The 19,945-nt window shown below is 54.7% G+C and carries 23 protein-coding genes; 6 read left to right on the top strand and 17 right to left on the bottom strand.

The features are described 5' to 3' along the window. Positions 1-112: 112 nt before the first annotated feature. The 3 genes from kynU to kynB are packed head-to-tail and all read left to right on the top strand — an operon-like array spanning position 113 to position 2,879. The gene (gene kynU / locus KNP95_RS12740) at positions 113-1,390 is read left to right on the top strand and encodes a kynureninase (protein WP_214715695.1); all 1,278 of its coding nucleotides are present in this window, start codon (positions 113-115) and stop codon (positions 1,388-1,390) included. Positions 1,391-1,401: 11 nt separating this feature from the next. Next, positions 1,402-2,241: a tryptophan 2,3-dioxygenase gene (gene kynA / locus KNP95_RS12735; protein ID WP_029594523.1), complete on the top strand. Its 840-nt coding sequence runs from the start codon at positions 1,402-1,404 to the stop codon at positions 2,239-2,241. A 14-nt stretch (positions 2,242-2,255) separates the two neighbouring features. Further along, entirely contained in the window at positions 2,256-2,879 is a 624-nt protein-coding gene (gene kynB / locus KNP95_RS12730) for an arylformamidase (protein ID WP_214837543.1), read from the top strand. A gap of 30 nt (positions 2,880-2,909) precedes the next feature. Here the strand turns inward: kynB and KNP95_RS12725 are convergent, their stop codons facing one another. Continuing rightward, positions 2,910-3,779, bottom strand: coding sequence for a MurR/RpiR family transcriptional regulator (locus KNP95_RS12725; RefSeq protein WP_214837540.1), 870 nt, complete (start codon positions 3,777-3,779; stop codon positions 2,910-2,912). 203 nt (positions 3,780-3,982) lie between these two features. On the opposite strand from KNP95_RS12725, the gene KNP95_RS12720 reads away from it, so the two are divergent. Beyond that, a complete protein-coding gene (locus tag KNP95_RS12720; protein ID WP_214837536.1) occupies positions 3,983-5,380 on the top strand; it encodes a 6-phospho-beta-glucosidase in 1,398 nt (465 codons plus the stop codon). 38 nt (positions 5,381-5,418) lie between these two features. On the opposite strand, the gene rbsB is transcribed toward KNP95_RS12720, so the two are convergent. From rbsB to KNP95_RS16085, 8 genes are all read right to left on the bottom strand, one after another. Further along, positions 5,419-6,330: a ribose ABC transporter substrate-binding protein RbsB gene (rbsB, locus tag KNP95_RS12715; protein ID WP_021065943.1), complete on the bottom strand. Its 912-nt coding sequence runs from the start codon at positions 6,328-6,330 to the stop codon at positions 5,419-5,421. A gap of 23 nt (positions 6,331-6,353) precedes the next feature. Beyond that, a complete protein-coding gene (locus KNP95_RS12710) occupies positions 6,354-7,319 on the bottom strand; it encodes an ABC transporter permease subunit (protein ID WP_021065942.1) in 966 nt (321 codons plus the stop codon). Between the two features lies 1 nt (position 7,320). After that, on the bottom strand, positions 7,321-8,799 hold the full coding sequence (locus tag KNP95_RS12705; protein ID WP_214837533.1) for a sugar ABC transporter ATP-binding protein: 1,479 nt from the start codon (positions 8,797-8,799) through the stop codon (positions 7,321-7,323). Between the two features lie 11 nt (positions 8,800-8,810). Continuing rightward, complete coding sequence (gene rbsD / locus KNP95_RS12700) at positions 8,811-9,200, bottom strand: D-ribose pyranase (RefSeq protein ID WP_058765022.1); 390 nt, start codon at positions 9,198-9,200, stop codon at positions 8,811-8,813. After that, positions 9,200-10,084, bottom strand: coding sequence for a ribokinase (gene rbsK / locus KNP95_RS12695; protein WP_021065939.1), 885 nt, complete (start codon positions 10,082-10,084; stop codon positions 9,200-9,202). The genes rbsD and rbsK overlap by 1 nt, the downstream gene beginning before the upstream one ends. Next, positions 10,081-11,064, bottom strand: a complete 984-nt coding sequence (locus KNP95_RS12690) for a LacI family DNA-binding transcriptional regulator (protein ID WP_214837531.1) — start codon at positions 11,062-11,064, stop codon at positions 10,081-10,083. Before KNP95_RS12690 ends, rbsK begins: the two co-directional genes overlap by 4 nt. 99 nt (positions 11,065-11,163) lie before the next feature. Beyond that, complete coding sequence (locus KNP95_RS16090) at positions 11,164-11,373, bottom strand: GNAT family N-acetyltransferase (protein WP_251138556.1); 210 nt, start codon at positions 11,371-11,373, stop codon at positions 11,164-11,166. 35 nt (positions 11,374-11,408) lie between these two features. Further along, the gene (locus tag KNP95_RS16085) at positions 11,409-11,714 is read right to left on the bottom strand and encodes a GNAT family N-acetyltransferase (RefSeq protein ID WP_251138555.1); all 306 of its coding nucleotides are present in this window, start codon (positions 11,712-11,714) and stop codon (positions 11,409-11,411) included. Positions 11,715-11,781: 67 nt separating this feature from the next. Between KNP95_RS16085 and KNP95_RS12680 the strand changes: the two genes are divergently transcribed. Further along, the gene (locus tag KNP95_RS12680; RefSeq protein ID WP_021065936.1) at positions 11,782-12,228 is read left to right on the top strand and encodes a DUF4385 domain-containing protein; all 447 of its coding nucleotides are present in this window, start codon (positions 11,782-11,784) and stop codon (positions 12,226-12,228) included. Here KNP95_RS12680 and KNP95_RS12675 read toward each other — a convergent pair whose 3' ends face one another. From KNP95_RS12675 to KNP95_RS12665, 3 genes are all read right to left on the bottom strand, one after another. After that, positions 12,229-12,666, bottom strand: coding sequence for a GNAT family N-acetyltransferase (locus KNP95_RS12675; RefSeq protein WP_021065935.1), 438 nt, complete (start codon positions 12,664-12,666; stop codon positions 12,229-12,231). 88 nt (positions 12,667-12,754) lie between these two features. Beyond that, positions 12,755-13,204, bottom strand: coding sequence for an OsmC family protein (locus KNP95_RS12670; RefSeq protein ID WP_021065934.1), 450 nt, complete (start codon positions 13,202-13,204; stop codon positions 12,755-12,757). Between the two features lie 45 nt (positions 13,205-13,249). Continuing rightward, positions 13,250-14,815 (bottom strand): diguanylate cyclase domain-containing protein, encoded by a 1,566-nt coding sequence (locus KNP95_RS12665; protein ID WP_214837528.1) that lies wholly within the window; start codon positions 14,813-14,815, stop codon positions 13,250-13,252. A gap of 253 nt (positions 14,816-15,068) precedes the next feature. Here KNP95_RS12665 and tnpB point away from each other — a divergent pair, with 253 nt between their 5' ends. Continuing rightward, positions 15,069-16,241: an IS200/IS605 family element RNA-guided endonuclease TnpB gene (gene tnpB, locus KNP95_RS12660; RefSeq protein ID WP_214837525.1), complete on the top strand. Its 1,173-nt coding sequence runs from the start codon at positions 15,069-15,071 to the stop codon at positions 16,239-16,241. A 71-nt stretch (positions 16,242-16,312) separates the two neighbouring features. Here the strand turns inward: tnpB and KNP95_RS12655 are convergent, their stop codons facing one another. The 5 genes from KNP95_RS12655 to tenA are packed head-to-tail and all read right to left on the bottom strand — an operon-like array spanning position 16,313 to position 19,877. Continuing rightward, on the bottom strand, positions 16,313-16,948 hold the full coding sequence (locus KNP95_RS12655; RefSeq protein ID WP_214837522.1) for an SDR family oxidoreductase: 636 nt from the start codon (positions 16,946-16,948) through the stop codon (positions 16,313-16,315). 23 nt (positions 16,949-16,971) lie between these two features. After that, positions 16,972-17,610 (bottom strand): thiamine phosphate synthase, encoded by a 639-nt coding sequence (gene thiE / locus KNP95_RS12650; RefSeq protein ID WP_021065931.1) that lies wholly within the window; start codon positions 17,608-17,610, stop codon positions 16,972-16,974. Next, entirely contained in the window at positions 17,582-18,418 is an 837-nt protein-coding gene (thiD, locus tag KNP95_RS12645; RefSeq protein ID WP_214837606.1) for a bifunctional hydroxymethylpyrimidine kinase/phosphomethylpyrimidine kinase, read from the bottom strand. Before thiD ends, thiE begins: the two co-directional genes overlap by 29 nt. Beyond that, on the bottom strand, positions 18,418-19,206 hold the full coding sequence (gene thiM, locus KNP95_RS12640) for a hydroxyethylthiazole kinase (RefSeq protein ID WP_214837519.1): 789 nt from the start codon (positions 19,204-19,206) through the stop codon (positions 18,418-18,420). Before thiM ends, thiD begins: the two co-directional genes overlap by 1 nt. Then, a complete protein-coding gene (gene tenA / locus KNP95_RS12635) occupies positions 19,203-19,877 on the bottom strand; it encodes a thiaminase II (RefSeq protein WP_214715733.1) in 675 nt (224 codons plus the stop codon). The genes thiM and tenA overlap by 4 nt, the downstream gene beginning before the upstream one ends. Positions 19,878-19,945: the final 68 nt, after the last annotated feature.

Raw genomic sequence — 19,945 nt, 5'->3', positions numbered from 1 at the left:
CGCGAGAAGCACGTGCGAACCATGCCCGAACTGCGGTCATTCGTGTTGACACGCCATGCCCTGATTGCTACGCTTTTGTCAGCATGACACGCAAGTCAAAGGGGGAAATGACATGGCTCAAGATTTCACACGGGCGTACGCAGAAACACGCGACGCCAGCGACTCGCTCGCACCATACCGGGGAGAATTTTATTTGCCGCAAGACGGCATTTATATGGACGGTAACTCGCTCGGCCTGTTATCGAAACGGGCCGAACGGACGTTACTCGAATCACTGAGCGATTGGAAAGAGCTCGGGATTGATGGGTGGATGTCGGGACGCCACCCATGGTTCAACTTATCGGAACAATTAGCCGCACTTAACGCCCCGCTCGTCGGAGCCAGAGCCGAAGAAGTGATGGTCACCGGGTCGACGACGGTCAACTTGCACCAACTCGTCGCCTCATTCTTTAAACCCGAAGGCAAGCGGACGAAGATTTTAGCCGACACACTCACCTTCCCATCTGACATCTACGCCTTGAAGAGTCAACTCGAGCTCCGTGGACTCGACCCGAGCGAACATTTGGTCCAAGTCTCGAGCCCGGACGGACGCTACTTGAAGGAAGAAGACATCATCGCAGCGATGACGGACGACATCGCCTTGATCGTCTTGCCGACCGTCCTCTATCGCAGCGGACAAATCCTCGATATGGCCCGTCTCGCCAAGGCGGCGCATGAACGGGATATCTTGATCGGTTTTGACGCCTGCCATTCGGTCGGCGCCATCCCGCACGCATTCCACGACTGGGGCGTCGATTTTGCCTACTGGTGCAACTATAAACATTTGAACGGCGGACCTGGCAGTGTCGGCGGCCTGTTCGTCCATGAACGTCATTTCGGGACGACACCTGGCCTGGCCGGTTGGTTCGGTTCACGCAAAGATAAACAGTTCGATATGGATCACACGATGACGCCGGCCGATGACGCCGGAGCGTTCCAAATCGGGACACCGCACGTCTTGAGTCTGGCCCCGCAACTTGGTGCCCTCGAGATGTTCAACGAGGTCGGGATGGACGCCATCCGTGAGAAATCGCTCGCTTTGACGACGTATATGACTGCATTAATTGACGAGGTGCTCGCCCCATACGGATTCGTCATCGGCAGCCCGCGCAACGAGACGCAACGCGGTGCCCATTTGAGCCTCGAGCATCCGGAGGCGGCCCGCATCTGTAAAGCGCTCAAACAACATCGCGTCATTCCGGATTTCCGGGCCCCGAACATCATCCGACTCGCACCGGTCGCGCTCTACAACACGTTCACCGATGTGTATGATGTCGTGATGACGTTACAGACAATTATGGAAAACAAAGAATACGAGGCGTTCGAGAACGTCCGCGAAGTCGTGGCCTAAGGAGAATCGATATGAGTGAACGGATTGAACATAAAGTCGAGCAATCGATTCAGACAGACTTTTCAAAAGACATGTCATACGGTGACTATTTACAACTCGACCCGATTTTATCGAGTCAGCACCGCTTATCGGATCATCATGACGAGATGCTGTTCATCATCATCCATCAGACGAGTGAGCTCTGGATGAAATTGATTTTGCATGAACTGACGGCGGCCGTGACCGCCATCGAGACGGGAGAGCTCGAGCGTTCGTTCAAGATGCTCGCCCGTGTCTCGAAGATTCAACAACAGCTCATCCAGTCGTGGAGCGTCCTCGCGACGTTGACCCCGGCTGAATATTTGGAGTTCCGCGACAAACTCGGTTCGTCTTCTGGCTTCCAATCGTACCAGAACCGCCAAATCGAGTTCGCCCTCGGCTTTAAGAACGCGCGCACACTCAGTGTGTACGCCCATGATGAGGAGCTATACCCGCTTCTCGAATCGTCGCTACAGGCACCGAGCATCTATGACATGACCGTCCGCGAAATGCATCGCCGTGGTCTCGCCATCGATGACACCGTGCTCAACCGGGATGTCACGAAAGACTGGGAATGGAACGAAAGCGTCGAAACGGCTTGGGCCGAGGTGTACCGGGACGTGGACAAATATTGGGACTTGTATGAGCTCGGAGAGAAACTGCTCGATATCGGCAGCCAGCAACAGATGTGGCGCTTCAACCATATGAGCACGGTCGAGCGAATTATCGGTCAAAAGATGGGAACCGGCGGCTCGTCCGGCGTCAACTATTTGCGACGCGTCCTCGACCATCGCTTCTTCCCTGAACTTTGGACCGTCCGGACAAAACTGTGAGGAGGACGAACACGATGACATGGATTGATGTTTCGCAACCGCTCGAAGATTCCATCACGACATGGCCAGGTGACACGGCGTTCCGTTACGAAATCGCTTGGCCGATGGCCGACAGCGGTTCGGTCAATGTCGGGAAAGTGACGATGAGCCTTCATACAGGCACGCACATCGATGCCCCGTTCCATTTCGACGACGCCGGACAGCGCGTCATCGACCTTGATCCCGGTCTCTATATCGGCCCGGCCCGAGTCATCCATCTCCCTGGCCGCGAACGAATCGAGGCGACGGACTTGGACGGCTTTGACTTGACCGGCGTCGAACGATTAATTTTAAAGACGGACGGCTGGCCGAATAAGCAGGAGTTCCCGAGCCATATCCCTGAACTCACACCTTCACTCGCCGACCGGCTCGGCGAACTTGGGATTTACTTGATCGGTCTCGATCTGCCGTCAGTCGACGCAATCGACAGTAAAGAGATGGCGGCGCATCATGCGCTCGCCCGGAACGGGATCCATATTCTCGAAGGACTCGTTCTCGACCATATCGCCCCTGGTGATTACGAATTGAACGCCGTGCCGCTCCCAATCGTCAAAGGAGATGGCAGTCCGGTGCGCGCGCTCTTGCGTTCGCTCGATTGAACAAACACCCCTTCGCTTGAAGGGGTGTTTTCAGTCTTCCTGCATGACTTCACTCGAACTTTTACGATGATCGAACCGTTTCGAGATTTGCACTTTGTAAGCCATGTTCGCCTCATAGTCTTTCGAGAACACACCAGCGTACAACAGGTCGAGCAGACAATGAATCGAATCGTTCGTCGTGAAGCTCCCAATTTTCGAGTAGAGGCGCTCACGGGTCGTCAAACGGAGCGTGCAGTCGGCCTGATGCGAGATCGCGTTCTCTCCGAGACTCGTTAAGGCGAGCACCGGCACACGTTGTTTCTTTAAGTAAGGAATAAGCCCGACCGTATAATCACTTTCCCCCGTATATGAGATCAGGAGCGCGCACGTCGTTTCGTCCGAGTTGGCCGCTTCGAACTCGGCGTCGAATTCGCAGAGACTGACTTGCTTGCCGATTCGGTTCATCTTTGACTTGAAGTCGTGACAGAGCAACAAATTATGGATGACAGAAAAGACTTTGATGTGCCGCGCCTCACACAACATCGTTACGGCCTGCTCGAACGCCTCGTGATCGAGCAACGACAGCGTATCCTCAATCGTCATCTGCTTGAGCGCAGCCAGCTTGTTCGCCACGACAATCAAGTTGTCCTTGGGTGAGAATGGCTCATTGGCATCGATATCCGAGAAGTGACGATTCAAATACTCGATTTCTTCCAAAAATTGTTCCTTCAACTCGAGCCAACCCGCAAACTCCAATTTCATGGCGATACGACTTAATATCGACGGGTGTGTATACGTCACCTCGGCGATTTGTTTCATCGTCTTGTCGTGGATTCGCTCCCGTTCGGCGAACAAATAGTCGATGACGGCCCGTTCCGATTTAGAGAACAGGTCTTGTTTCATTTTCTCGGTCAATAGCATGTCCGGTCTCCTCTCGTAAATTGAATTCACAAAAATAAGTATTTATGCGTTTTATTTTGTAAACGCTTTCGGAGTTGTCTGTAAATCTATTGTGTTCATTTTTCTTTATTTTATACTGAAATGGACATGAGAAGTTGCATTCAGCCAGAAAATATATTTACACATTCGGAACTTTTTTGTGAACAAATGAGGAGGAGATTGAAATGACAACCGGAATCAAGCTCGTCACCATCGGGGGCGGCAGCAGCTACACACCAGAATTGATGGAAGGGTTCATCAAGCGTTACGAAGAGTTACCTATCCGTGAGATTTGGCTCGTCGATATCGAAGCCGGCCAAGACAAGCTCGACATCGTCGGAAAGATGGCGCAGCGGATGTGGGACGCATCCCCTTATGACGTCAAAGTCCACTTGACGCTCGACCGTCGAGAAGCGTTACAAGACGCCGACTTCGTCACGACCCAGTTCCGTGTCGGTTTGCTCGACGCCCGAATCAAAGATGAACGAATCCCGCTCTCGTACGGTATGGTCAGCCAAGAGACGAACGGGGCCGGCGGCATCTTGAAGGCGTTCCGTACCATTCCTGTCATCCTTGATATCGTCGAAGACATGAAACAGCTCTGTCCGGACGCCTGGCTCGTCAACTTCACGAATCCGAGCGGAATGGTGACCGATGCGGTCATCCGTTACGGCAAATGGGACAAAGTCATCGGACTGTGCAACGTGCCGGTCAATGCGATGATGGCAGAACCGGAACTAATCGGCAAGAAACCGGAAGAATTGATTTACTCGTTCGCCGGATTGAACCACTTCCACTGGCACCGGGTTCATGACGTGCATGGTCAAGACGTCACGCGCGACATCATCGACAAGATGTATGACGGTGATTCCGGCATCCCCGCCAATATTCATGACATGCCGTTCTTCAAAGAACAACTGCAACAGATGAATTTGATTCCTTGCGGCTATCACCGATACTACTATCGTGCCGAAGAGATGCTCGCCCACATGCTCGAGGAATATCGGGACCCGGCCGTCGGCACGCGGGCTGAGCAAGTGAAGCAGACGGAAGCCGAGCTGTTCGAGCTGTATAAAGACCCGAACCTCGACCATAAACCGGAGCAACTGTCTAAACGCGGCGGTGCCCATTACTCGGATGCGGCGTGTGAGACGATCGCCTCGATTTACGCCAATAAGAACACACATATCGTCGTCTCGACGAAGAACAACGGGGCCGTCCCTGATCTCGCGCCAGACGATGTCGTCGAAGTATCGGCCTATATCGGTGCGACCGGTGCGAAACCAATTGCGTTCGGCGCGCTCGCCCCCGCTGAAAAAGGATGGCTCCAAGTTATGAAGAACATGGAACTGTGCGTCGAAGAAGCGGCCGTGACCGGTGACTACGGACTCGCCCTTCAAGCGTTCATCATCAATCCGCTTATCCCGAGCGGCGAGACCGCGAAACGGGTGCTCGATGAACTGCTCATCGCCCACAAAGTGTACTTGCCGCAGTTCGCCGATAAAATCGCTGAACTCGAAGCGAGCGGCGTCACGATCAAAGACGAAGTCGTTCAAGCACTCCAACCTATTCATCAAGCATAAAAACAGCCGACGCACCTCGAATGCGTCGGCTGTTCATATTATTTAATCAATTCGAGGTCGACCGGGATGTTCTCTTCCACTGTCTCCCCTTTTAAGTGGTTCACAGCAGCCTCGACACCGAGTTTTCCAATCTCCGTCGGTTTCTGCGCGACCGTCGCGGCCATCGTTCCGTCTTCGACCGCCTTGACGGCATCATCCGTCGCATCAAAGCCGATGACTTTGACATCGTTCAAGCCAGCACTGTTCAACGCTTGAACGGCACCGAGCGCCATCTCATCGTTATGAGCGAATACCGCGACGATGTCTTTATTGTCTTGTAGGATGTTCTCCATGACCGTCAACCCTTGGGCCCGGTCAAAGTTAGCCGACTGTTTGGCAACGACGTCAAGTTTTCCGTCAATCGCTTCGTTGAACCCTTGACCACGGTCACGCGTGGCTGACGCTCCTGGAATGCCTTCGAGCTCGACGACTTTCCCGCCTTCACCGACGAGTTCGACCATATATTCACCTGCGAGCTTCCCACCAGCGACGTTATCTGACGCCACGTGCGCGACCACGTCGCCTGACTCGGCGTTACGGTCGACTGTGATGACCGGGATGCCCGCATCGTTCGCACTTTGAACGGCTGCACCGACTGCTTCCGAATCCGTCGGGTTGATGAGAATCAAGTCCATCCCTTTTTGAATCATGTCTTCGACGTCGCTCACTTGTTTGGCTGCATCATTTTGCGCATCGGCCACCGTAAGTGTCGCATCTAGTTCAGTTGCTTGCTCTTCCGCACCGTCTTTCAACGCGACGAAGAACGGGTTGTTTAGTGTCGAAATCGAGAGCCCGATTTTGAAGTCCCCGTCTTTTGTTTCTTGCTCCGAACTTGTCCCCGGTTGTTCCGTCGAACAAGCTGCCATGACGACCATTGTCAATACGAGTAGCCAAGCTGTCCATTTTTTCATCTTCTGTTTTCCCCTTTCGATGATTAAGCGTTTTGTTTCCGATCAAGTAATACCGCGAACAAAATGACGGCACCTTTCACGACAAGTTGGAAGAACGATGAGACGCCAAGAAGGTTCAAGCCGTTGTTCAACGTTCCGATAATAAGCGCCCCAATGAGCGTCCCGACAATCCAGCCTCGTCCACCCGCAAGACTCGTTCCCCCGAGAACGACCGCTGCGATGGCGTCAAGTTCATAAGACGTCCCGGCCGTCGGTTGGGCCGAGTTGAGACGCGATGTTAAAATGATGCCGGCGAGCGCCGCTAACGTACCCGACAACGAGTAAATCAAGACTTTGACTTTATTGACCCCGATGCCCATCAGTTTGGCAGCTTCCTCGTTGCCGCCAATCGCGTACGTATGACGACCGAACGTCGTCTTTTTCAAAATGAAGTACAACACACCGAAAGCGATCAACATCGTTACGGCTGGCACTGGGATGATCCAGAAGTAACCGCGTCCGAGCAGTTCGAACCACGTCGAGTCGCCTAACCCGGTAATCGGACGACCGTCCGTATAGACGAGCGTCAACCCCCGGTAAATCGTCATCGTCGCGAGCGTCGCAATGAACGGTGCGACTTTCCCGTACGTGATGACGGCACCGTTGAACGCACCGAGCACAGCACCCGCAATCAATCCGAGGGCGATGGCCATGACCGCATGTTGTCCATCGACCATCATGCCGGCGACGAACGCCGAAGACAAGGCGAGAATCGAACCAACCGATAAGTCGATACCGCCTGTCAAAATGACGAACGTCATCCCGAACGCAATCAAGGCGTTGATGGACACTTGGCGTAGGACGTTAAAGATGTTGTTCAACGAGAGAAAACCTGGTTCGAGCGCTGTCACCACAACGATGATGGCGAGCAATCCGAATAACGGTCCGAGTTTTTGTCCCCAACCGAGCTTTTGCGGTCGACCTAATGCAGTCGCTGCTTTCAATTCCATATCATTGTCCTCCTGTCGCATATGTCATGACTTTTTCTTGCGTCGCCTCGTCTTTTGCCAACGTTCCGGTGACGACACCTTCTCGCATGACGACAATCCGATCGCTCATTCCGAGTACCTCGGGTAAATCCGACGACACCATGATGATGGCGACGCCCGACTCAGCAAGCTCACTCATGATTGTATAAATCTCTTTTTTCGCCCCGACATCGACACCACGCGTCGGTTCATCAAGAATCAAGACGTCCGGCTCGGCGCCGAGCCATTTGCCGAGGACGATTTTTTGTTGGTTCCCGCCCGAGAGCGACTTCACTTTCTGCTCCATCGAATGATGCTTGACGCGCAGCTTTTTCAAATAACCGTCCGCGAACTGTTCTTCCGCTTGCCGTGAGATGATGGTCCCCTTGGCTCGTTTCTCGAGCGTCGGCAGCGATAAGTTCTCACGTAACGTGAAGTCGAGCAATAACCCTTCGCCTTTTCGGTCTTCCGTCAAGAAGGCGATGCCGTGTCGGATGGCGTCTGCCGGTTGCTTGATTCGGATTTCGGTTCCGTTCAGTTTGACGATGCCTGCTTTGGCTCGGTCGGCTCCGAACAAGGCACGCATCACTTCGGTGCGTCCAGCTCCCATGAGTCCCGAGAAACCGACGATTTCACCGGCCCGAACATCAAACGAGACGTTGTGGAACCGGTTACCTATCAATCCATCGACTTCAAGTACGACGTCGCCAATCGTAGCGTTCCGATCCGGATAGCGTTCCCCAATCTCTCGCCCGACCATCTCTTTAACGATTTCTTCGAACGATGTCTCATTGATGCGATGTGTCCCAATCGACACGCCGTCGCGGAGGACCGTGATGCAATCGCATAGTTCAAAAATCTCTTCCATCCGGTGCGAGATATAGATGATCGACACGCCTTGGTCACGTAATGCCCGAGATACCGAGAACAGCGCTCGAATCTCGCGGTCGGTGAGTGCGGCGGTCGGTTCGTCCATGACGATGACTTTCGCATCCGTCATGAGCGCTTTGGCGATCTCGATCATCTGCTGTTGTCCGACAGATAATTGTTTGGCAAGCTGATCGACTTCCATGAACACGTTCAACTCGGCCAAATACTCCCGCGCCCGACGCTTCATCTCTTGCTGCTTGATGACACCGAACGGACCGGTCAATTCCCGTCCGAGAAACAAGTTTTCCATCACGGTCAGCTCCGGTAGTATGTTCAACTCTTGGTGAATAAACGCGATGCCAGCGCGCTCGGCTTCTTTTGGATGTTTGAACTGCCGGACGGCCCCATCGATGACGACTTCCCCTTCATCGAGCGGATGAAGCCCGGTCATCACTTTCATGAGTGTCGATTTACCGGCACCGTTTTCGCCCATCAACGCATGAATTTCGCCGGGTAACAATTCGAAGTCGACGCCTTTCAATACACTGACCGGACCAAACGACTTATGGATGCGCTTCAACTGGATGTGCATCGAACCCCTCCTTAAAATATGACGCCGGCATGTAAAATGACGTTCGCATACGGAGTCGCTTCCCCTGTCCGGATGACGACTTTCGCCTGTTCGACCTCACGCTTGAACGCTTCATGTGAACAAGTTTTAACCGTGTCAAATCGATCGGTCAACGCTTTTGCGATCGGCTCGTTCTCCGTGAACACCTCATCGGCTACGGTAATCTGTTCGATGACCATGTCCGCCTCGACCGCATCTAATACATCGAGGAACGACGGTTCACCGAGACGAAGCGCCAAATCAACTCGCTCGACACCTTTCGGGATCGGTAGTCCACAGTCCGCGATGACGACCGTGTCCGTATGACCCAAGTCCGCAAAGATTTTGGTCAAATGGCTATTCAAAATCCCATGTTTCTTCATCACACTCGCTCCAATCGTCTCATGACGTCATTTCGGTTCGGCATGCCGCCTTGTGCCCCGAACCCTTCCACGCTCAATCCTGAAGCGACGACAGCGAAGCGTACCGCTTCACGTAACTCACTTCCTTCCATCAGGGCGGCTGCGAGGGCCCCGTTGAACGTATCCCCTGCCCCCGTCGTATCGACGACATCGGCTTGAATGGCTGGAACGTGCTGAATCGTCTCGCCATCAAAGAAGCGGACACCGTTGACCCCTTCGGTCACAATCAGTTTGTTCGGATAGCGGCGCAGTACCTCATCAAGCGAGACATCTCCGAACAAATCTCGGCACTCATGCTCGTTGGGCGTCACGTAGGTCACATGCTCGAGCAGTTCATCCGTGAGCGGTTGTGACGGAGCCGGATTTAACAGCACCGGGATTTGGCGGGCGCGACAGTATGCACTCACGTGTTCGACCGTCGCAATCGGAATCTCGAGCTGGAGCAAGACGAGCGACTCGTCATCAATCAACTGTTCGAGCTCGGCTTCCGTGAAGACGACCTGTTTGTTCGCCGATTGGACGACGACAATCGAGTTGTCGCCTTCGGCGAGCACGATATGCGCCGTCCCGGTCACTTCGCCGTCAATCGTCCGCAGCTGTTGGGTCCCGACTTCATTCTGTTCAAAGTTTTGGCGGATACGTTGCCCGAACTCATCGGAACCGACGCATCCGACCATCTCGACTCGTCCTCCGAGTCGAGCGGCGGCGACCGCTTGGTTGGCTCCCTTTCCTCCGGGCACCGTCTGAAACGCCTGTCCGATGACGGTCTCCCCTGCCTGCGGACGTTTGTCTGTCGTGACCACTAAATCCATTGATACACTACCGATGACCACAATTCGCTTCATGTGTCATGCCCCTTTCGGATCGTCGTCTGTCGCTCCGTCAACGTGACGGGCAACAAGATTTCTTTCGTAACGGTCTCCTTCTTCTCAATCAAATCAAGGAGTCGCTCGGTCGCACGTCGTCCCATCTCATAGATGGGTTGCGAGATCGTCGTGAGCGGCGGCGATGTCATCTCACCGAGCTCGATGCCATCGTAGCCGATGACTTGCAAATCTTGCGGCACACGCACATTCCGACGCACCGCTTCCTGCAACACCGCGGCCGCGATGACGTCATTGGCGGCGAACAATCCATCGAACGGCCAATGCTCATCAAACAGCGTTTGCGCCGCCGTGAGCGCTTCTTTGAACGTGAAACTCGAATGCGTCATGCCGACGAGACGATCTCCCGCGACGTCAAGGAACCCATCCGTCCGTCGCTTCACCGTCTGCAGCTGTTCAGGTCCGCCGATATGAGCGAGCCTTGTCGCGCCACAACTCAACAGCGTCTCCGCGGCCAGGCGACCGCCTTCATACCCGTCTGAGATGACGGCGTCAATGCCAGACTTGACGATTCGGTCGAGCGCGACCATCGGCAACTCTAACTTTTCGTAGTTCGGATTGTCCGAGTGGTTCGTCGTGATAATCAGGCCATCGACATGCATCGTCTGAAGCGCGACCAAGTACGACTGTTCTTTTGCCAGTTGCTCGTCCGTGTTGCACAAGACGACTTGATAGCCGTGTTGATTGGCTACGTCTTCAATCGCGCGGGCCAACTGCGGGAAGAACGGGTTCGTGATGTCTGGCATAATCAATCCGATCAGCCCGGACGTTTTGGTGAATAACGAACGAGCCACCCGGTTTGGGGCGTATTCGAGCTCAGCGATGGCCCGTTCCACGGCTTCCCTCGCTTCAGCGCTCACATAGCCGTTATTGTTCATGACACGAGACACGGTTGCGACAGAAACGTTCGCCCGTTTGGCCACTTGTTTGATTGTTGCCATCTCGTCCCCTCCTTTTGGTAACGCTTACAAACACATCATAATGTGTAACCGGTTACATATCAAGTGTTAATTTTAAGGCATCAAAAAACGCCCGGCTCATCATTGAGCCCGGCGTTCCTCATACTCGTCTTTCGTCACGACATAAATGAGGCTCTGCACAGTGCGCCCATCTAAGCGCGTCAACTGTTGGGATGTCGTGAACACGTGTGTGAATCCTGTCTTTTCGACGACACGGCGCGACTGGTCGTTGAAGTCGAAATGACCGCACCAGATGCGCTCGAGGTCGAGGTCGTCAAAACCGTGACGCATCACTTCATGAACGGCCTCCGGGATGTACCCTTGCCCTAATGGTCCGGGCTGAGGACATACCCGATCTCGCGTTGCCGGTCATGCTGAATCTCAGGGTCCGGCCGGCGGTCGTGCAACCCGAGACTGCCGATGACTTCACCCGTCTCTTTTAACGTGATGGCCCAGACGTCTTGGTCTTGTTGGAACAGCCGGATGACGTCACGCGTCTCCTCGACCGATTGGTGCGGCGCCCATCCTGCTTTTGGTCCGACCCGCTCGTCTTGCGCGTATCGAAACATCTGTTCAGCGTCCTCGAGTTGAAACGCCCGCAACTGGAGCCGGTCTGTATCAAGTTGAATCATCTTGTTCTTCCTTTCTGTCGTTTCCCTCGGATTCGTTCCGGGAATGAGTCCATGAGGAGGGATGACGATGCCGTTTGATTATGATTTAGATTTTGAAACGATTGATTTCCGTAAACAACCGGAGCTGTATCGGGTCGGACGAGGTGAACAAGGCGTCCTACTCGTCGAACCGTATAAAAGTGAGATTCTCCCCCATTGGCGTTTCAAGACGCCAGACATCGCCAAACAGTCCGCTGATGAGATTATGGAGCTGTTCGAAAAATACCGGGCCAACGATGATTTCGTCGGAATGGATATGGCCCGCAAATTCATCCAGATGGGCTATACCCGGGCGAGACGTTACGCCAACTATAAAGGCGGACGAAAATATAAGGACGACGGCGACATCCACGACCGACAAATCGATGAAGAAAAGGCGGAATCGGCCCGCATCTTTAAGGAACGATGGGACCAACTTCGAGCAGATGAAGACTATTTGAAGCGAAAGAAAGCCCACCAGAAACAGTACGGATGATTACCGGGTCATGACGAGAAAACGGGTCGACCCTTTTTCAAACGAAGTGACCTGTTGAAATCCCAGCCGCTCATAGAGATGGATCGCCCGCTCGTTGAACGCGGCCACCGTCAACCGGAGCGGTTTGCCTTCGCGCGCCGCTTCTTGCATCACCAACTGGACGAACGTACGGCCGTTTCCCTGCCCCGTTCGGTCCGGATGCATGCCGAGCCCGAGGTCGATGTATGTGTCATCGTAGACATATGTATCGTTCGGCACTTGTGCGTATCGGCCGAGACAGTAAAAACCGATCAGTGTACCGTCATGGACGGCCTGATAGGCCATCAGTTCATCCAGCCCTTCCGCTGAAGCTTCTTGATTATAAAAGTCATATGGCGACTCATACGTCCACGCTTGAATCGCGTGGGCGTCTTGTCGCGTCATCGAGCGAATGTCCATGACAGCCTCCTTTCTCATGTCTCTTTTTGTTCGTGCTCGTCGGCAAACATTCCTGTCTACATCAAAAAAAGGATGGGTCGCCCCATCCTCACTTCCGTGTCCACGTCGCCGTGATGTCGACGTCGGCCGCATGCATCAAATTATGGATTGGACAACGAGCCTCGACACCTTTCTGGAGCGCCGCAATCCGTTCATCCGATTCGGTCGTATCGAGGACGATATTGACGTGTACTTTCTCAAAATACGTCCGTACTCCTTCAACGCCTTGGAAGCCGCGCGGGTCGAGCGTTCCTTCAGTTACGAACGTCACTCCGTCGTAGTTGAAATCTTGATCTTGCGCCACATAGGCAATCATGATTGTCGTACACGACGACAATGCACCGAGCAAATATTCGAGCGGATTCGGACCGGCGTCCGTTCCGCCGAGACGTTCCGGCTCATCGACGACGAACGGCTCGAGGTCACGCACGTGCACCGTCGTCTTCACACTCGTCGCTTCCCCTTCGGCGCGCATCGTCACTAACGGTTTTTCAGTCATATCGTCTCCTCCTCTATCAAGGTACCATCTTCATTCTCGTTCCCGTTATTTCGGTCCGTGTAACACCTCGTCATAAATCGCATAGTCGTTTTTACCGTGTTGCTTGATTTGATACATCGCCTGATCGGCTTTGTGAATAAGCGTGTCTAAATCTGACCCTTGACCCGGTGCGACGCTGACCCCGATGCTCGCTCGAATCGGAATCGTCTCCCGTCCGAGTCGGAACGGCCGCTCGGCCAATTCGGATTGCAATCGTTCGACGAACGCGACGATCTCGTCTGCTTCGACATCCGTCAAATACATATAAAACTCATCACCGCCGACCCGCGAGGCGAGACCCGTTTCCGGCGTCACCGTTTCGAGCAGGACACCGAGATGAACGAGGAAATCATCACCGACCTGGTGGCCGTACGTATCATTGATACCTTTAAAACCATCGAGGTCGAGAATGACGAGCGCGAGCGTATCCGCTTGCAGTAACGCCTGATCGGCCTGTTCATAAAACGCGCGACGGTTCGCGAGTTTCGTGAGCGGGTCGTGATAGGCGAAGAAGCGAATCGATTGCTCGGCTTCTTTGAACGTATGGACGTCCCGAATCAAAATCATGCCATGAATCTTCTGGTCGATATAGACGAAGTCCCCGTCGATGACGACGTACCGCTCTTGTCCTGATTTTGTCTGAATCTTCGTCTCGAACTCGAGAAACTTCTTTTGCGCATTAAAATGTTGAGCGTAGTGTTCACACCATTCGTCCCGCTTTTTCTCGGGCAATAAATCGATGAAACGCTCATTGACGACTCGGACGGTATGGAACAACATACGCGCGGCCGGGTTCGCACTCTCGATGCGACCGGTGTCGTCGACGAGGAGAATTGCCGATGGATTCAAGTTGTAGAGGGTACCGTATCGTTTCGCATAAGACGCGAGGAAATCGAGTCGGTTCATCGCCACGACGAGGGCGACCGTCCAGACGAGGCCCCCATACATATACGCATACGGTGGCATGATTCCACGGAACTGGAAATAGCCGAAGACGATGTCCCAGATGAGGACGGCGACAGCGGTCCAAATGAGCATGCGCAGGACACGTTGATGCTCGGTCCGATCGGCGCGTTTGAGTGCATAGACGAGTAACAGGATGATGAGAAAATGGAACACGTTGCCGACGGTCATCGTCGTCAAATACGATGCGTTGAACTCAGGATAAATCCAGACGCCGACTTGGTCGAACCGCTGACTGTTCAAAATGTTCTCTTGGCGGATGAACGTCAACGTGACCGGCACGAGCGGCAAATAGATGACATACGGATACATCCATTTCGGCAGTTTCGCCCCGACTCCCGTCACTTTGACGATGAAGTGGACGGAACACACAAAAATCAAAATGCCAGCGTTGCCGAACCAATAGGTGACGAAGGCGGGACTGGCTTCAATTGGGGACAGATGTCGTCCAAACTCGGCCAAGAACAACATCGCGTAGCCAAATACGAACAGGCTGAGCAGTCGATGCTCGACTTGGCGAGGGTTCCGGAGCAAAACATCAAGGGCAAGGTGGCTCAATAAGAAAGCCGGAAGTAAATAAACGGCCATATAGAGAAATAATGTGGTCACGGATAGACCCCTTTCTTCAAACAAATCCATCTCTTACCTTCTCTATCGGTCGCAGCGAATCCTTTCTCGAGTGCGCGGACACATCCATACAAAAAGCGAGCGGAACCAAATCCGCTCGCTGTCTTCATCTCGTTTATCAAAAATAGGCGAGAATACGCCCACTTCTAAACGTTAAGGGCGAAGCCCAAGTGAAAGTGGGCGATGAATCGCCGACCTCTCTTTTGGGTATAAATACCTAGAGGAGGTGAACATCTTGTTGAAGCATAAAGCATATCGATTCCGGATCTATCCGACAAGAGAGCAGGAGATCCTGATCGCCAAGACGATCGGCTGTTCACGCTTCGTCTTCAACCACTTCTTGGCGAAGTGGGAAGAGACCTATAAGGCGACAGGAAAAGGCTTGTCCTACGGCTCCTGCTCGAAAGAAATCCCTTTGTTGAAACAAGAGTTCGACTGGCTGAGTGAGGTCGATAGCACATCTGTCCAGGCGAGCGTCAAACATCTGGCCGAGGCGTATGACCGCTTCTTCAAGAAGCAGAACGAACGGCCACGGTTCAAGTCGAAGCGGAACCCCGTCCAGTCCTACAAGACGAACATCCAGGGCAAGTCCCAACTTCCCGAGGTGTCGATCGTCGGCGACCGGCTCAAGCTGCCGAAGTTGAAGTGGGTGCGTTTCGCCAACTCGAGACGGGTCGAGGGCCGCATCTTGAACGCCACGATCCGACGGAACGCGACGGGCAAACACTTCGTCTCCCTCCTCGTCGAGCAGGAGATCGACGAGCTGCCGAAGACCGGCTCCTCGGTCGGCGTCGACGTCGGACTCAAAAACTTCGCCATCCTGTCCGACGGCACGGTGTACCAAAACGACCGTTACTTCCGTTCGCTCGAGGAGAAGCTCGCCTGCGAGCAGCGCAAGCTGTCGCGGCGTCGGCTCATCGCCCTGAACCGGAACGTCAAGCTGTCGGAGGCAAAGAACTACCAGAAGCAGAAACGCAAGGTCGCCCGCATCCATGAGAAAATCGCGAACAAGCGTACCGACTTCCTGCACCAGGTGTCGACCGAGATCGTCAAAAACCACGACGTCATCGGCATCGAGACCCTGCAGGTGAAGCACATGCAGCAGGACCGCAAGCTCAGCAAAGCGATCTCCGATGTCAGTTGGTCGGAGTTCTTCCGCATGCTCGCATACAAGGCGGACTGGTACGGCAAGACCGTCGTGAAGGTCGGGAAGACGTTCGCCTCGAGCCAGCTCTGTTCGAGTTGCGGCCATCGACACAAAGACGTGAAGCATCTCGGTCTGCGCGAGTGGACATGCCCGGGTTGCGGGACGCACCACGACCGCGATGTGAACGCAGGACTGAACCTCAAACGAGAGGCCGAGCGCATCCTGGCCTCTTCAACCGTCGGGACGACGGGGCTAGCCTGATCAGGTTCCGGTCGTCAGACCGGATCACCCAGGAATCCTCCACCTCCAAGTGAAGCGTAGGTGGGGGTAGTTCAAAACGTGTCTTCGATTGCCGTGTCGCCTTTGACGAGGTCAATCGTTTGATTATGGGCCGCGTCATGCCCGATGACGTGTGCCAAGAAGGCCGCTACGTCTGCACGTGGGATTTCCCCCGTCTTGACGTCGCTCGTCTTCACTTTGCCCGTGCCGCCATCATCTGTCAGCGCACCCGGGCGAACGATCGTGTATGTGAGCCCGCTCGCTTCAAGCAGACGGTCCGCATGGTGTTTCGCGACGTAGTACGGTTTCATCTCTTCCGGCCATGCCGAACGATCTTCAGCCTTCAAGGCGCTGACCATGACGAACTGTTTTACATTCCCGTTCGCCTGAGCCGCCTCGATACTTTTCGCCGCGCCGTCAAGGTCGATTAACAGCGTCTTGTCGGCTCCGGTACTACCGCCCGAACCGGCCGCAAAGACGACCACGTCCATCCCAGACATCGCCTGTTCAAGTGACGACACGTCACCTTCGAGGTCGCCTAACACGGCTTGATAGCCTTTCGATGTAAAGTCGTCGAGTTGCTCTTGTTTCCGCACCATCGCCGTGACTTGATGCTTCCCTTCCTCGTGCAATCGTTCGACGAGCTGTTTTCCAATCTGTCCATTCGCGCCTATTACAAATACGTTCATCTGTCTTCCTCCTCAAGTTGAATTCAGAGACAAGCGAAACGCCGTGTGGCCATGGCCACATCCGGTGCAGAAGCGATGGCCGAGATGACGGCGACACCGTCCGCCCCGTCGTTCCGAATCATCGGAACGTGTTCCGGTGAGATGCCGCCAATCCCCACGATTGGCAGCTCTCGATACAAGGCTCGAACTTGGCGGATGAGCACCGTCCCGTTCACTGCCCCGGCGTCTTCTTTCGAATTCGTCGGGTGGACCGGACCGATGCCCACATAATCCGCATGCTCGATGGCCGCCGCTACTTCTTCGAGCGTGTGCACCGAGACACCAAGCCATTTGTTCGGGCCGATTCGCTCACGAACGCGTGCGGCCTCGGCATCATCCTGTCCGATATGCACGCCGTCAGCATCGATGCGCTCTGCTAGTTCGACGTCATCATTGATGATGAACGGAACATCGTATGAGCGGCAGAGTGTTTGCAACGCTCTCGCCATCGCTTCTTTTTTATCCCCATACAGTGCATGTTTACCTTTTTCACGAAATTGAAAACATGTCACGCCACATTGAAGTGCCGTTTCCACCGTCTGGAGCATGTCTTCCGCGTTCGCGGTTCCGCAAATAAAGTAGAGCCGCAACTGCTCAGCGATGGTTCGTTGTGATGGATTCAAGCGTCACACCTGCCTCTCCATGTGTCGCATACGCCCAGTGATTCGTCGGTCCATGTCCGGCACCGATATCGAGTCCATGCGTGATGGCACTTTGAATGAATCGCTTGGCGGTCACCGTCGCCTCGAGGATAGAATGGCCTTTGGCCAGTTCCGCCGTGAGCGCTGCCGAGAACGTACAACCGGTGCCATGCGTGTCACTCGTCTGGATGCGCGGGGCCGACAGGAGGAACGCCTCTGACGCCGTCATGACCAAATCGTCCGCAGTTGCGCCATCGAGATGTCCCCCTTTTAAAATAACGGCACGGACACCGTACGCTAACATCCGTTCTGCTGCTTCGATGCGGTCTTCAAACGTCCGAATCGTCATGCCCGTCAACACTTCCGCTTCCGGCACGTTCGGCGTGACGACGGTCGCGAGCGGCAAGAGGGATGTCTTGAGCGCCTGGACCGCCGAATCCTGAAGCAGCGAGGCCCCGCCTTTCGCAATCATGACCGGGTCAACGACGAGCCGATTGAATGTGTGACGCCGCACCCCGTCAGCGACCACCTCGATGCGCGCCGCATCGAACAACATCCCGGTCTTGCACGCCGCAATCATAAAGTCTGAACCGATTGCATCGAGTTGTTGCGTCACGAGTTCTGGTGACACCGCCTCGACCCCATGCACCCCACGCGTGTTTTGGGCCGTGACAGCCGTCAAAACACTCGTCCCGAACACACCGAGCTCTTGAAACGTCTTCAAATCAGCTTGAATGCCAGCGCCACCGCCCGAATCCGAACCGGCAATCGTCAACACTTGCTGCCGTATCATGACACCACCTCGATGCGGTCACTCGGCAACTCGACCGCCGTCATCTTGCCCAGCTCATTCAAGAAGTGAACGGGGAAGTCACCCGGCCCGTCGGCCAAAGCGGTAGCGAGTTCCCCGCACCGGGCATAACCGGCGAGCGCTGTCGCCGTGGCCGTTACCGCATCCCGTTCGACCGCAAGGAACGCACCGACGACCGCACTGAGTAAACAACCGGTCCCTGTCGTCCGGGCCATCGCGCCAGTGCCGCCTTTAATTTCTATCGTCACGTCCCCGTCGCTGACGACATCCGTCTCTCCGGTCACGGCAACGACACAGGTGTAGCGCTTAGCCGCTTCACACGCGATGTGATTCAAATCAACCCGCGTGTCCCCAGCGTCCACGCCGCGCGCCGCCGCGTCGAGGCCAATCAATGTCGCGATTTCTCCGGCATTCCCACGGATGACCGTCGCACGGACAGATTGCAGAATCGCCTTGGCGACGTCGCGCCGAAATGAGGTCGCCCCGACACCAACCGGATCGAAGACAATCGGACTACCTGCTTGATTCGCCGCCTGTCCGGCTCGAATCATCGTACGTTCCGTCATTGCATCGAGTGTACCGATATTGAGCACGAGCGCATCGCTTAAAGACGCCATCTCGGCCACTTCTTCGACCGCGGACGCCATGACCGGGGCCGCCCCGATGGCGAGCAACCCGTTCGCTGAAAAGTTGGCGACGACGATGTTCGTGATGTTGTGGATGAGTGGCCGTTCGGCTCTGACTTTGTCCCATAAGTCGCGCTTCATCGTGTCACCCCCGCCGGTAAATCCCACGACTCGAGCGTCCACGCCATCTCCCAAAACGCATGCTCGTAATAACAACTCTTCAAGAACAGCTGTTGATACCGGACCCGTTCTTCCGCCGTCGCCTGCCCAGCGAGCACGTCGAGCCGTTCAATCTGTTCCTCGACGAGGTCGCGGAACCATTCCGACCCGTACGTCGCAATCCACGTCGCATAAATCGGGTGGTCGGGTGTCGTGTCTTTCATGCGTTCGCCAATCTCGTAATAAACCCAATAGCACGGCAAAATTGCTGCGAGCACGTCACCGAGCGTTGGACCGGCATGTTGCATATGGAGCGCATAGGCGTAAGCCGTTGGGGCCGGCTCAAACGTCGCCCACTCCGCCTCCGTCACGTTGAGCAAGGTGAAAAACTCACGATGCAGCGCATGCTCTGCTTCGATGGTATGGAGCGCGTGCGTCAAAAAGCGGCTCGCTACTTCCATGTTCGGGGCGAGGGTCGCGCCTTTCGCCTGTACTTTCGAGAACTGATTCAAATAATACGAGTCTTGCATGACGTAATGCCGAAACTTCGCCTCGTCGAGTTCACCCGTTCCGAGCTCGCGGACGAACGGATGGTCAAAGCTGGCTTGAAACAAGGCATCGGCCTCTTGTCGTAAATGTGCAGTGAATGTCATGTTTTCTCCTCCTTTGTAATCAAAAAAGACGCCGCCTTCCATAACGGAAGCGGCGTCGGATTTACACA

The organism is Exiguobacterium sp. s36 (genome assembly GCF_018618345.1).
Lineage (GTDB): Bacteria > Bacillota > Bacilli > Exiguobacteriales > Exiguobacteriaceae > Exiguobacterium > Exiguobacterium chiriqhucha.
This window is presented reverse-complemented; position numbering and strand designations above follow the sequence as displayed.

Bases quoted from the DNA above. Each gene is read 5' to 3' on its own strand.
- kynU (WP_214715695.1), top strand. From the start codon at position 113: ATGGCTCAAGATTTCACACGGGCGTACGCAGAAACACGCGACGCCAGC.
- kynA (WP_029594523.1), top strand. From the start codon at position 1,402: ATGAGTGAACGGATTGAACATAAAGTCGAGCAATCGATTCAGACAGAC.
- kynB (WP_214837543.1), top strand. From the start codon at position 2,256: ATGACATGGATTGATGTTTCGCAACCGCTCGAAGATTCCATCACGACA.
- KNP95_RS12725 (WP_214837540.1), bottom strand. From the start codon at position 3,779: ATGCTATTGACCGAGAAAATGAAACAAGACCTGTTCTCTAAATCGGAA.
- KNP95_RS12720 (WP_214837536.1), top strand. From the start codon at position 3,983: ATGACAACCGGAATCAAGCTCGTCACCATCGGGGGCGGCAGCAGCTAC.
- rbsB (WP_021065943.1), bottom strand. From the start codon at position 6,330: ATGAAAAAATGGACAGCTTGGCTACTCGTATTGACAATGGTCGTCATG.
- KNP95_RS12710 (WP_021065942.1), bottom strand. From the start codon at position 7,319: ATGGAATTGAAAGCAGCGACTGCATTAGGTCGACCGCAAAAGCTCGGT.
- KNP95_RS12705 (WP_214837533.1), bottom strand. From the start codon at position 8,799: ATGCACATCCAGTTGAAGCGCATCCATAAGTCGTTTGGTCCGGTCAGT.
- rbsD (WP_058765022.1), bottom strand. From the start codon at position 9,200: ATGAAGAAACATGGGATTTTGAATAGCCATTTGACCAAAATCTTTGCG.
- rbsK (WP_021065939.1), bottom strand. From the start codon at position 10,084: ATGAAGCGAATTGTGGTCATCGGTAGTGTATCAATGGATTTAGTGGTC.
- KNP95_RS12690 (WP_214837531.1), bottom strand. From the start codon at position 11,064: ATGGCAACAATCAAACAAGTGGCCAAACGGGCGAACGTTTCTGTCGCA.
- KNP95_RS16090 (WP_251138556.1), bottom strand. From the start codon at position 11,373: ATGCGTCACGGTTTTGACGACCTCGACCTCGAGCGCATCTGGTGCGGT.
- KNP95_RS16085 (WP_251138555.1), bottom strand. From the start codon at position 11,714: ATGATTCAACTTGATACAGACCGGCTCCAGTTGCGGGCGTTTCAACTC.
- KNP95_RS12680 (WP_021065936.1), top strand. From the start codon at position 11,782: ATGCCGTTTGATTATGATTTAGATTTTGAAACGATTGATTTCCGTAAA.
- KNP95_RS12675 (WP_021065935.1), bottom strand. From the start codon at position 12,666: ATGGACATTCGCTCGATGACGCGACAAGACGCCCACGCGATTCAAGCG.
- KNP95_RS12670 (WP_021065934.1), bottom strand. From the start codon at position 13,204: ATGACTGAAAAACCGTTAGTGACGATGCGCGCCGAAGGGGAAGCGACG.
- KNP95_RS12655 (WP_214837522.1), bottom strand. From the start codon at position 16,948: ATGAACGTATTTGTAATAGGCGCGAATGGACAGATTGGAAAACAGCTC.
- thiM (WP_214837519.1), bottom strand. From the start codon at position 19,206: ATGAAGCGCGACTTATGGGACAAAGTCAGAGCCGAACGGCCACTCATC.
- tenA (WP_214715733.1), bottom strand. From the start codon at position 19,877: ATGACATTCACTGCACATTTACGACAAGAGGCCGATGCCTTGTTTCAA.